Origin of the sequence: Brevibacterium sp. CCUG 69071 (genome assembly GCF_021023135.1) — a bacterium.
In the GTDB taxonomy this organism is placed as follows: Bacteria; Actinomycetota; Actinomycetes; order Actinomycetales; family Brevibacteriaceae; genus Brevibacterium.
In genome coordinates, this window is record NZ_PGFV01000009.1 from 1 (window position 1) to 11,962 (window position 11,962).

Below are 11,962 nucleotides of genomic sequence, written 5' to 3' on the forward strand. Positions count from 1 at the left end.
CTGACGGCGGCCCAGCACCCTCGCGCGAGGGTGCTGGGCCGCCGTCAGGTAGCAGTGGGGTGTTGTGAGAGGGGGTGGGGTGCCTGCTGGGTGGTCAGCTGGCCTGTTCGTCCCAGCCTTCGGGCGGCCAGGGCTCACCGTCGGCCTGGGCATTGAGCTGGTAGGCGATCGCACCGTCGATGGATTCGCGGATGATGTCGGCGTGGCCGACATGACGGGCGATCTCCGTGTTCAGGTGAGCGAGGATCCACCGCACCGTCATCGCGAAGTCGGTGGGCATCCACGGGTTGTGCGGCATCGGCACCTGAGTGCCGAGGTCGATGTCTTTCTCGGCGACCGCCTGCCGTGCCGCTTCGATCTGGTCCATCGCACGATCGAAGATGACCACCACCTCGGCGATGTCGAAATCGGGGAGTGTGGAGCCGTCGAACATTCCCTCGAGACCGATCTCCCGGTTCATCGCCGGATGATCCGAGAACTCGATCAGCCGGGCGGGGTCCTTGACCTGCTGGATCCAGCCGTTGACGACCTGCGCGGAGTGGGTGATGAGCCCGGAGATGCTCAGGCCGCTGACCGTCGGCGTGCTGCGCGCCTGCTCATCGGTGAGTCCGAGGGCGGTGATCTTGAGCTGAGTGCACTGTTGGGTGAGGAAGCTGAAGGCGGCGTCGGCCTCGGTGGTGACCGAAGGGGCGAAGAAGGGCATGATCTCTCCTGTGTCTCTCGTGCGATGCGCTTGTCCCGCAGCACGGTGAGCTGCTGATCCGGTGTTCCGGTTGGCTGTTCCCAGCATCCACTCACTTGAGGACATATGATGTCCGCATTGGATGATCGAATGAAGACTCCCGAATATGGGATTGAAATAGGTGGAGAAGCCGGTCGAAGAGGAGGAATGACCATGCACTCGGAGACCCGGCTTCTGTCCCTCCTCGGCATGTTCGCCTCGGGCCGCATCTTTTCGGCCGCTGAGCTGGCCGAACGCTTCGATGTGACTCCGCGGACCATTCGCCGCGACATCGCCTCCCTGCGTGAAATCGGCTATGTCATCGGTTCGGTTCCCGGCACCGAGGGCGGCTACCGTGCCGAGTCCCGAACGGTGCTGCCGCCGCTGCAGCTCGAGTCCGGGGAGGCATTGTCGACCGCGGTCGGCCTCGCCCTCCTGCGCGGGGCTGGGCTGAGCACCGCGAACGCGGATTCGGCCACCGAGAAGCTGCGCGGGATGCTGCCTGCCGACATGCAGGCGACGGTGCGCGACATCGGCACCGCTGTCAGCGTCCTGCCTGGTCATGCCCCGGGAATCGACCTCGGGGCGGTCATCGAGCTCGCCTCGGCGATCGCGTCCCGTGCAGTCGTGACCTTCGACCATCGGAAGGGCAGAGTACCCCGCGCCGAGGCGGCCGGAGCCGTGGACGCCCCGACGGACAAGGCGGCGCCTGACCGGCAGGAGACAGAGGGCCGGCGCGTCGAACCGGTCCGCCTCGTCGTCCTCGGCGCCCATTGGTATCTCTACGCCTGGGATCTCGACCGGGCCGACTGGCGGTCGTTCCGACTCGATCGGATGAGCGCCGTCCACGCCACGACGTTCACCTTCGCCCACCGGCCCCATCCCGACGCCGAGGCGGCCGTGAGTTCCGCGGTGACCACCTCGGCGTATCGGCGCACCGTCGTCCTCCGGGCCCAGGTCACGGTCGAGGAGGCGAAAGACTGGTTCCCGACGAGATCGGCGACGATCACCGAGGCGGCCGATGGCGTGCGTATCGAGTTCGGCGTCGATGATCTGCGGTGGGCGGCCGTGATGGCCACGGCCACTCCCGGAGACGTGGAAGTCATCGAGCCGGCCGAACTGCGCGAAGAGCTGAGGACGCTCGGCGAACGGGCGCGGCGAGTCGCCGAGAAGGGTTGAGACCTGCCGGGAATCGACGCGATCACACTCGGAGTGAACCCCGAATGAATGTTTCGCCTGCTTGTCAATATACTGGGAGCCATGACGATTCTCATTGGCTACCTTCCTGCTCCCGAGGGCGAGGCGGCTCTGCGGGCTGGATTCGCGGAAGCCAAGCTGCGCTCAAGCAACGCCGTTGTGATCAACTCACAGCGACGAGGTGCCAGCGGATCCCCCACGGAGATCGGCGAGGATGAGATCGAGCGGATCGTCGCTCTGGGCAAGGAGTCCGACGTCGAGGTGGAGGTGCTCCAGCCCGATCACGAGGATGACCTACCCGGCACCCTCAACGACCTCGCCATCGAGTACTCGGCGCAGCTCATCGTCATCGGACTGCGCAAGCGCTCGGCCATCGGCAAGTTCATCCTCGGTTCGCAGGCGCAGCGAATCCTGCTCGAGGCCGAAGTCCCGGTCCTCACCGCCAAGGCCTGAGCCTCAGCTCCGGCGAGAGACTGCCCGGCGACTCATCTCACCGGCTCAAGTCCCCAGCCCCAGGCGAGCAGCTCGGCCAAAGACACTCCCTGAGAGTCACTGAGGTCGGCGATCTGCGTCCGACACGAATACCCGTCAGCAAGCACGACCTGGAGCGCAGAATCGCGGTCGCCTGCAGAATCGCGGCCGTCTGCACCACCGCCCCCGTCCGCAGAATCGCCTCTGTCAGCAGAGCCTCCGCCGCCCTCCGCAACACGGGCCCTGGTCACGCTCTCACGTTCGCGCAGCGCCGGCAGCAGGGCCACCTCGGCGACGGCGACCGAGGTCTCATAGTGCCCTGCTTCGACCCCGAAGTTCCCGGCCAGGCCGCAGCAGCCGCCGAGGAACCGGGAGTCCGCACCGGCCCTGGCCAGCAGTTCCTTGTCCGCTGCAACCCCGAAGATCGCCGACTGGTGACAGTGCGGCTGCACGAGCGCCTCGACCCCGTCCAGCGACGGCAGCTCGGCACCGATGCTCAGCAGATACTGCGCCAAGGTCTGCACCCGATCCGCCACCCGCGCCGAGGCGGCATCCGCGAGAAGCTTGCGCGAATCGTCCTTGAGCGTGGCCAGACACGAGGGTTCGACCCCGAGGATCGGCACATCCCCGGTGGCATCGAGGGCTGAGATCGTCGCCCCCAGATTCGCCCGAGCCGCGTCGAGCTGGCCGGTCGAGATCAACGGCAGACCACAGCAGACGGTCTGCTCGACGACGCGCACCCTCACCCCGGCACGCTCGAGCACGGCCACCGCGGCCGCGAGGATCCGCGGGGCGAAATGATTCGACCAGGAATCCGCGAACAGGATCACCTCACGAACCGGGCTCGGTCGACTTCCGCCGAGGCGGGCCTCGTCCGACCGCCCGACCGCAGCTCCACACCCGGTGCCCGAAGACCCCGCACCCGCCTCGGTGGCGGTGTTCCACCACTTCCGGAAGGTCGTCGACGCGAACTGCGGAATCGACCGGCGAACGTCGATGCCGGCGATCCGCTTCGCCACGGTCGTCAGCCCCGGCAGCCCCGAAAGTCGGTTGACCAGGGGCGCGACCGGGGTCGTCAGCCGTGCGAGCTGGGGCAGGAACCCGAGGGCATAGTGCTTGAGCGGACGCAGCCTGCCCTTGTACGACTGGTGGAGGACCTCGGCCTTGTAGGTGGCCATGTCCGTGCCCGTCGGACACTCGGTCCCGCAGGCCTTGCACGACAGGCAGAGGTCGAGCGCCTCGGCGACCTCGGGGGAGTCCCACCGCGGCTCGAGCAGATCGCCCGAGAGCATCTCCTGGAGCACCCGCGCCCTTCCCCGAGTCGAATGCCGCTCATCCCGAGTGGCCTGAAAGGACGGACACATGGTGCCGCCGCTGCCGGCCGAATCCGCGCGGCATTTGCCGACCCCGGTACAGCGATGCACCGCGGAGGCGAAGCCGTCGGCCTCACCCTGATAGGCCATGGCGAGCTCGCCCGGCAGCACCTCCCGCAGGGGCAGCTGAGTGAGGCGAAGCGATTCGTCGAAGCCGTCGGGGTCGACGATGACCCCTGGGTTGAGCAGATGCTGCGGATCGAAGAGGTCCTTGACCTGGGAAAACAGTTCGAGCACCGCGGGCGGGTACATCAGCCGCAGCAGCTCGGAACGCGCCCTCCCGTCCCCGTGCTCACCGGAGACCGACCCGCCGTAGTGGGCGACGAGCTTCGTGGCTGCGACCATGAAATCGCGCATCAGCTGCCGCCCGTTCGGGTCCTCGAGCGGAAAGTCGACGCGCATGTGCAGGCACCCATCCCCGAAGTGCCCGTAGGGAATCCCCCACAGCCCGTGCGCGTCCAGCAGCTCCATGAGGTCACGGAGATAGTCGCCGAGGCGTTCGACCGGAACCGCCGAATCCTCCCACCCGGCGTGGGCGTCGCGCCCGTCCGGGGTGCGTGAGACCAGGCCGGCCCCGTCGGCGCGGATCGCCCACACCTCCGCGGCCGCTGCCCGGTCGAGGACCGCGGAGTCGAGCGATTTCGACTCCGTGATCAGCCGGTTCGTCTCTGCGGTCAGGTGGACCTCGTCCTCCCCGGTGAGTTCGACGACGAGCCACCCGGCGCCCTCGGGCAGGCCCGGGGCCGCCTCGGCGCCCTTGGTCTCGATGACCCGATTGAGCATGCGGGCGTCGAGTCCCTCGCAGGCGGCGACGGGGAAGTCCCCCAGCAGCGGGGCATCGTGGGCGGCTGCCACCATGTCCTCATAGCCGAGCACCACCGCTGAGGTGAAGGCGGGGTTCTGGACCAGGCGCATCTTCGCGGCGAGGACGATTCCCCAGGTGCCCTCGGTCCCGGCGAAGGCGCGGCGGAGGTCGAAGCCGTTCTCCGGCAGGAGGGACTCGAGACCGTATCCGGAGACCTGACGGGAGAAGGTGCCGAAGTTCGTGCGGATCGTGCCGAGGTGCTCGGCGACGAGTTCGTGCAGACGCGGGAAGGTCTCGGTGCAGTCGCCCTCATCGAGAGTGACCACGGTGCCGTCGATGAGCATGACGGTGAGCGCCAGGATGTTGTCGCCGGTGCGTCCGTAGCCGAGCGCGCGAGGACCGCAGGCATTGTTGCCGATCATGCCGCCGATGGTGCACCGGGTGTGGGTCGAAGGATCCGGACCGAACCGCAGGCCATGGGGTGCGGCCTGCGCCTGCAGGTGCGCATGGACGCACCCGGGCTGGACCCAGGCGGAGCCTTCGACCGGGTCGAGGTCGAGGACGCGATTCATATGGCGGGAGAAGTCGAGGATGATGCCGGTGCCGATCGCATTGCCGGCGATCGAGGTCCCGGCACCGCGGCCGGTGACGGGAATGCCGTGGCGACGAGCGACGGCCAGAGTGCGGGCGACATCGGCCTCGTCATGGGGGAAGACGATGGCCTCGGGGACGAGCCGGAACAGCGATGCGTCTGAGGAGTAGGCGGCCCTGTCGGTATCGGCGAGGCTGAAGTCGCTGATCCCGACGGCCGAGAACTCCTCGTCGAGTCGAACCTCGGAACGTGCTGCTGTTGCAGGCTGCAGTGCGGTCATACTCGCATTCTGCCACCCGCGCACCCGCCGCGGTACGTTATCGTTTCGTTATAAATAGACGCTGAATCTCCCAGGATGAAGCCACTGGTTCCATGATCCGAGAATTCTTGGCGGATTGTCATATTCGTGGTATTTAATTGGACTACATCATTTTGTGGCGTCCGGCCACATGCGAATGCAGGGGAAGAAACCATGTCGCGTCGTGCTCGTGAATTGACAGTTGATCAGACGGCATTAGTCGGTGCCGTTCGAAAGGTTTCCCGACAGCGGGCCAAAATCAACACCGACTACGTGATGGCGATTCTGCGCGCCCGCGAGGAGGGGGCGACCTTCGGTGCGATCGCTGAGGCTGCCGGCACCTCTTCGCAGGCCGTGCAGGAGATCGTGCGCAGGCACGGTCCCGTCCGCCGACCGGAGAAGGCGCAGGCGGCCGCAGAGTCCGCATAATCCCGAGAGCTCAGGGGATCCCTCGGTCACGGGCGACCGGTCGGGGATCCTCCGAGAGGTGCGATTCGGGTCGGTGGTCCGCAGACGATGCGGACCGCCGATTCCTGCTTCCCCGCGCCTTCGGGCCGGCTACCGACCGGTAGCCGGGTTGCCGGGCTTCGTCACCGTTGCATAACAAGATCGCTTTATTGTGGAATCTGCCGCCGAGGCGTGCATACTCGGTCGGAATATTGACGCCGAATCTGTTTTATCCGCAGCTTGGACCACTGGTATAGCAATTCTGAGCTGCTTGTCCCATTCTCGCCGTACGGCAATTGCGGAAATGATGAAACGAACCTGTCGTGTTCGGGCTCCGATCGGCCACAGATCCGCGCCGGGAGGGGATTAGATGCAAGAAGTACATACTCGGCCCTGTATTGCAGTGTTGTTACACGGGCGACGGCGCCGTTTAGAGTGGTCGGTATGAGCGCACAGCCCGAACAACTTCCGCCTGAGATCGCCGACCACCCCCTGATCCTCATCGCCTCCGATCTCTCGGCCATTGCCTGGGAGCAGATGCTTGCGTGGCGGGGGCGGCTTGGGTCGAGACTGGACGCCTCGGTCGTCGACACCAAGACCTCGCCGAACGATCTCGTGACACTCGCGGATGCTGAGATCGAATCCCTCGTTCGCGGATATCTCGCCGCGGTCCGACCCGATGACCTCATGGTCGGCGAGGAGGGCGCCCCGGCCATCGACCCGGTGGAGTTCTTCCCGCTCGAGTTCCTACGGGGCCTCAACTGCTTCGACGCTGCTGCCGGGTGGCTGCGGGATCCGGCAGCAGGCTCGGCGGACCGCGGCGGTGCGTCCTCGCGTTTCGAGTGGCACGTCGACCCGATCGACGGGACCGTCAACTATGTCCGCAACATCGAGCACTACGCGTTCTCGGTCGGAGTCTGCGAGGCCGGAGCCGCATCCGTGGGGGAGGGGCCCTGGTGCATCGGCCTCGTCGCCTCTCCTGGGCTCAACGTCACATGGTCGGCAGTGGCCGGACTCGGCGCCTATCGGATTTCGGGACGAATGGCCGCCCGGACCGCAGACGACAGCCGTCCAACATCTGAGATTCCCGCAAGGCGGCTGCGTGGCACACCGTCAGGTCTGTCCGGTCGCCTGCTCGCCACCGGCTTCGCCTACACCGGCGACAACCGGGACCCGCAGCTGGCCAAACTCAACTCCCTGATGACCGGCTACGACGACATCCGTCGCTGCGGTTCGGCCGCCATTGATCTGTGCATGATCGCCGAAGGTAAGGTCAACAGCTACGCCGAACGCGGGCTCGGAATCTACGACTATGCAGGTGGGGCGCTCATTGCCGAGGAATCCGGTGCTCAAGTTCGCCGTGGCGGCGCAGGCGGGCCGACGGCGGCCGCGACCGATTCCGCTGAGGTCGAGCGCCTGATCGCCACCATCTGACCGCCCACCGCGGGATGCGCGAGGCCGCTTCCGCGTCGCCGCACCGACGCCGTCCTTGAGCACCGACCACAGCAGGATCACGGCGATGACGATCTCGACCCAGTTCATGGCGGTGAAGACGAGCCGACCGATGCCCAACCCCAAGGGGATCGTGATCCCCGGGGCCTGGAACTTCAAGGGTGCCTCGATGAGCGAGATGCCGATGATCAACCCGAGCCACACGGCAGGGAGGACAACTCGTGCACCGGCGACGAGCCGGGTGTCTTGGGTGCTGATGACATTGGCCATACCTCGGATTCCACTCCCGGTAGAAAGCGGGCAGACAGCGGGCAGATAGTGGGTGGTGAAACACCCCTGAGCCGGGCCCCGCGCTCGCGAATCCGCGCCCTAGACTGGTGATCATGCGTCTGTTCTCCAACGCCATCGTGCGCACGTTCGCCCCCGCGGCGCCGACTTCCACATCGCACCCCTCCGACCCGGAGTCGACCCTCCCAGAGCACGCCGATGATCCGGCGGCCTCTGACACCCCGCCCGAGGCCATCCTCGTCGACGGTGAGACGATCGTGGCCATCGGCACGCGCGCCGAACTGCTCGACATCGCGGCCGCGGAGTCTTCCACGACGGCGGCGCTCGCCTCGGCGGGTGGGGTCGGGGCCACCACCGTCATCCCCGGGCCCACGCTCGAGGAGATCGACTGCCAGGGGCAGGTCATCCTGCCGGGATTCGTCGATGCGCACATGCATTCGATCGCCTACGCGAACTCGCTCGAAGAGCTCGACCTTTCCGGAACCCGATCCCTCGCCGAGGCGGTCGAAGCGATCCGTGAACGTGCCCAGACGCTGCCGTTGGGGGAGTGGGTCGTCGGCTCCGGCTGGGACCTCAACAAATGGGACGACCCCCGCTACCCGGACCGGGAGCTGCTCGATGAGCTCGTACCCGACCACCCGGTGGCCATGTGGTCACTCGACCTGCACACCCTGTGGGCCAACGCCCACGCGCTCGAGATCGCCGGCATCGACGCGCTCACCGCGGACCCCTGGGGCGGAGAATTCGTCCGCGACCACGACGGAGAGCTGACCGGACTCGTCCGCGAGGACGCCACCGACCTCGTCGCCAGATTCATCCCCGAACCCTCCCGCGAGGAGCAGATCGAACGCCTCGACCGGACACAGCGGCTGTTCCTGTCCCAGGGCCTGACCGGCATCCACGACTTCGACGGAATCCCCTCGACGCTGGGGTGGAACGACCTGCGCGAAGCCGACCGGCAGCACATTCGGGTGACGAAGTACCTGCGCGGCAACGAGGTTCCGTGGGCGATCGAAACCGGTTGGCACACCGGTGACGGCGATGACTGGCTGCGCCGAGGTGGCCTCAAGCTGTTCTCGGACGGGGCCCTCGGTTCACACACCTCTCATATGTCCTCACCGTTCCCCGCCCCGGAGGTGGAAACGGAGGTGGAGGCGGAGCCGACACCCGAACCGGCGGCTAAGTCGGCCACGGACCCGGCGGACACCGGCGACACCACCGCTGCCGCCGTGTCCTACTCCTACCCGGGTTCTGTCCCCGAATCCGTGCTCAGCGATGAGGCGGCCGAAGCCAACTACGGCATCGCTCAGATGTCCGAAGACGACCTGTTCGAGAATGCGCGCTGGGCCACCGAAGCCGGCATCTCAGTGGCCATCCACGCCATCGGCGACCAGGCCAACCATCATGTGCTCAACGTCTTCGAACGCCTTCGGGAGACCACCAGGGCCGCCGAGGCCCGCTACGAGCGACCGCTGCGTCATCGGGTCGAACACGCCCAGTTCATCCAGCCCGAGGATGTCGCACGGTTCCGGGAGCTCGACGTCATCGCCTCGATGCAGCCGCGCCACTGCATCTCCGATCTGCATCTTCTCCACCTCATCGACGAATCCGCGCAGCTCGCCGCCTATGCCTGGCCGGACCTGCTGGCGGCGGGTGCCCATGTGGCCTTCGGCTCCGACGGCCCGGTCGAGCACGCGAACCCCTTTGCCGCGATCTATGCGGCGATGGCCAGGGCGAACATCTCTGGTGATGCGAGCACGAGCTTCCAACCGGAACGTCGCATGTCCGCCGCCGAGGCGATCCGTCAGCACACCCAAGGCGCGGCCTATGCGGCCGGTCTTGAACAGCGCTCCGGGTATCTGGCGCCCGGGATGGATGCCGACTTCATCGTCGTCAACACCGACCCGTGTGCGGCCGAAGGCCTCGATCCCGAGTGGACACGGTCGGGTGCCGACTCGGATCCCGCCGGCCCGGGCCACACGCGCGACGGTCTCCTCGGCTACGAGTCCGAACAGGCCCTCTTCGCCCATGCCGAGGCGATCCGGGACACCCGTGTCGCCCTGACTGTCGTCGGCGGCGAGGTGAAATACCGGGCGTGATGGTCCACACTCACCTCGACGGGTGGCAGAGGTGCGCCCCGGAGCGCCGATGACCCGACGTCCCCGCGGGGACGCCGGTCCGGCAACCTGAAACGGCTCAGATGTGGCGGCCGCCGGAGATCTCGGTGACCGTGCCCGTCAGGTAGCTCGAGAGCCCGGAGGCGAGGAACAGCACCACCGAGGCGACCTCCTCGGGTTCGCCTGGGCGGCCGAGCGGGATGTCGGCGAGCTTCGAATCGATCGCGTGCTGCGGCATCGCCTGCGTCATCGCGGTGTTGATGAAGCCGGGCTGGATCGCGTTGATGCGGATGTTCTTGAACGCGACTTCCTTGGCCACGGCCTTGGTCATGCCGACGATGCCGGCCTTGGCTGCGGAGTAGTTCGACTGGCCGGGGTTGCCGACCTTGCCGCTGATCGAGGACACATTGACGATCGAGCCGCCGCGGTCCTGCTCGCGCATGAGTGCCGTGGCGACCTTGAGGCCGTTCCAGGTGCCGCGCAGGTGCACGGAGATGACGTCGTCGAACTCCTGTTCGCTCATCTTCCGGATCGTCGCATCGCGGGTGATGCCGGCGTTGTTGACCCAGATGTCGACGCCGCCGAAGGCCCGCGTGGCCGCCTCGGCGAGCTCCTGCACATTCTCCAGCGAAGACACATTGCACACGACGCCGACGGCCGCATCCGCACCGCCGAGCGATTCGACGGCGGCAGCGAGGCTCTCCTCATTCATATCCCCGAGGACGACCTTCGCCCCGGAATCGACGAGGGATCGGGCCATCGCAAGGCCGAGGCCCTGCCCGCCGCCGGTGACGACGGCGACCTTGCCGGCCAGCAGGCCGGGGACGGCGGAGACACCATGGGCGTCGGGAGTGGGTGCTGGTGAGTCGGTCATGGGTTCCTTCTTTCCGTGGAAATGTCCGTGGATTGTTTGGTCGAGGCGATAACCGGGCGATCCGGTGATGGGGCTGGTGGAGCGATCTACAGGTTGAACTGCGGTTTGTGGGCGCCCCCCAGCAGCTGCCGGGCGACGACGACGCGCTGGACTTCGGAGGTGCCTTCGTAGATGCGGAACAGGCGGGCGTGACGGTAGAAGCGCTCGACGGCCGACTCGCGCATGTAGCCCGTACCGCCCTGGATCTGCACGCCTTTGTCGGCGATGCGGGCCAAGGCCTCGGAGGCGAAGAGCTTCGCCGAGGAGGGGCCGAGCTTGCGATCGGTCTCGGCGTCCCAGCGCTGCGCGGCGGCGAGGACGATCGCCTTGGCGGCGGCCACCTCGGTGTAGATGTCGGCAAGCATGCCCTGGACCAGCTGGAACCGGGCGATGGGCTCCCCGCCCTGTTTCGCCTCGGCGGCGAACTTCACGGATTCGTCGAGGATCCGGATGCCCTGGCCCACGCAGATCGCGGCGATGTGCAGCCGCCCCTTGTTCAGGGAGGCCATGGCCGCGTAGAAGCCCTTCTCCTCCTCACCGCCGATGAGGTTGGCGGCGGGGACGCGGACGTCGTCGAAGAAGATCTCCGAGGTCCAGGCCCCGGCCTGGCCCATCTTGTGATCGTGGGGGCCGACGGTCACACCCTCGGCGGTGGTCGGGACGAGGAATACCGAGATGCCCTTCGAACCCTTGGCGCTCGGATCGGTGCGGGCGAAGACCATGAGGACGTCGGAGGACTCGGCGTTCGTGATGAAGCGTTTGCTGCCGGTGATGACGTAGTCCTCGCCGTCGCGGACAGCAAGGGTGCGCATGCCCGAGGGATCAGATCCCGCCTCGGACTCGGTCAGCGCGAAGGAAGCGACGACCTCGCCGGAGCTCAGCTTCGGCAGCCATTCACTCTTCTGCTCATCGGTGCCGTAGTTGACGAGCACCTGCCCGGCGATGCCGTTGTTCGTACCGAACACGGACCGGAAGGCCGGCGTCGTGTAGCCGAGTTCCATGGCCAGCTGCGCATCCTGTTCGGCGTTCATGCCCAGCCCGCCGTACTCCTCCGGCAGGGCCCAACCGAAGAGTCCCATCTGCGCGGATTCGTCGATGATGGACTGCGGGATGGCGTCCTCGGCCTCGATGTCGGTCTCGAGGGGGACGACCTTCTCGCGGACGAATTCGCGGACGATCGAGAGGATGTCGTCGAGTTCCGAGTTGTCCATGCTGGCTTCTCCTTGTGATTGGTGGGACGTCGGTGTCGCCGAGGTGGTTGTGCGCCGGGGCGCTCAGGTGACGATTG

Annotated in this window: 9 protein-coding genes and 1 pseudogene; 5 read left to right on the forward strand and 5 right to left on the reverse strand. The window is 66.9% G+C overall.

What is annotated here, in order from left to right:
- Positions 1 to 94: 94 nt before the first annotated feature.
- On the reverse strand, positions 95 to 703 hold the full coding sequence (locus tag CV023_RS17470) for a mycothiol transferase (RefSeq protein ID WP_230748282.1): 609 nt from the start codon (positions 701 to 703) through the stop codon (positions 95 to 97).
- Positions 704 to 889: 186 nt separating this feature from the next.
- Between CV023_RS17470 and CV023_RS17475 the strand changes: the two genes are divergently transcribed.
- Both CV023_RS17475 and CV023_RS17480 read left to right on the forward strand, forming a co-directional pair.
- Positions 890 to 1,900, forward strand: coding sequence for a helix-turn-helix transcriptional regulator (locus CV023_RS17475; protein ID WP_230748284.1), 1,011 nt, complete (start codon positions 890 to 892; stop codon positions 1,898 to 1,900).
- Positions 1,901 to 1,981: 81 nt separating this feature from the next.
- Positions 1,982 to 2,371 carry a universal stress protein gene (locus tag CV023_RS17480; protein ID WP_230748286.1) on the forward strand — a complete coding sequence of 130 codons (390 nt, stop codon included), beginning with the start codon at positions 1,982 to 1,984 and terminating at the stop codon, positions 2,369 to 2,371.
- A gap of 32 nt (positions 2,372 to 2,403) precedes the next feature.
- On the opposite strand, the gene CV023_RS17485 is transcribed toward CV023_RS17480, so the two are convergent.
- On the reverse strand, positions 2,404 to 5,439 hold the full coding sequence (locus CV023_RS17485; RefSeq protein WP_230748288.1) for an FAD-binding and (Fe-S)-binding domain-containing protein: 3,036 nt from the start codon (positions 5,437 to 5,439) through the stop codon (positions 2,404 to 2,406).
- A gap of 294 nt (positions 5,440 to 5,733) precedes the next feature.
- Here CV023_RS17485 and CV023_RS17490 point away from each other — a divergent pair, with 294 nt between their 5' ends.
- Both CV023_RS17490 and CV023_RS17495 read left to right on the forward strand, forming a co-directional pair.
- Positions 5,734 to 5,886, forward strand: a complete 153-nt coding sequence (locus CV023_RS17490) for a hypothetical protein (RefSeq protein WP_230748290.1) — start codon at positions 5,734 to 5,736, stop codon at positions 5,884 to 5,886.
- A gap of 462 nt (positions 5,887 to 6,348) precedes the next feature.
- The gene (locus tag CV023_RS17495) at positions 6,349 to 7,338 is read left to right on the forward strand and encodes an inositol monophosphatase family protein (protein WP_230748292.1); all 990 of its coding nucleotides are present in this window, start codon (positions 6,349 to 6,351) and stop codon (positions 7,336 to 7,338) included.
- 57 nt (positions 7,339 to 7,395) lie between these two features.
- On the opposite strand, the pseudogene CV023_RS17500 reads toward CV023_RS17495, so the two are convergent.
- A pseudogene (locus CV023_RS17500) lies at positions 7,396 to 7,626 on the reverse strand (hypothetical protein); the annotation flags it as partial.
- Between the two features lie 113 nt (positions 7,627 to 7,739).
- Between CV023_RS17500 and CV023_RS17505 the strand changes: the two are divergent.
- Positions 7,740 to 9,743 carry an amidohydrolase gene (locus tag CV023_RS17505; RefSeq protein ID WP_230748293.1) on the forward strand — a complete coding sequence of 668 codons (2,004 nt, stop codon included), beginning with the start codon at positions 7,740 to 7,742 and terminating at the stop codon, positions 9,741 to 9,743.
- A gap of 97 nt (positions 9,744 to 9,840) precedes the next feature.
- Here CV023_RS17505 and fabG read toward each other — a convergent pair whose 3' ends face one another.
- Both fabG and CV023_RS17515 read right to left on the reverse strand, forming a co-directional pair.
- A complete protein-coding gene (gene fabG / locus CV023_RS17510; RefSeq protein ID WP_230748295.1) occupies positions 9,841 to 10,635 on the reverse strand; it encodes a 3-oxoacyl-ACP reductase FabG in 795 nt (264 codons plus the stop codon).
- A gap of 86 nt (positions 10,636 to 10,721) precedes the next feature.
- Positions 10,722 to 11,885, reverse strand: a complete 1,164-nt coding sequence (locus CV023_RS17515) for an acyl-CoA dehydrogenase family protein (protein ID WP_230748298.1) — start codon at positions 11,883 to 11,885, stop codon at positions 10,722 to 10,724.
- Positions 11,886 to 11,962: the final 77 nt, after the last annotated feature.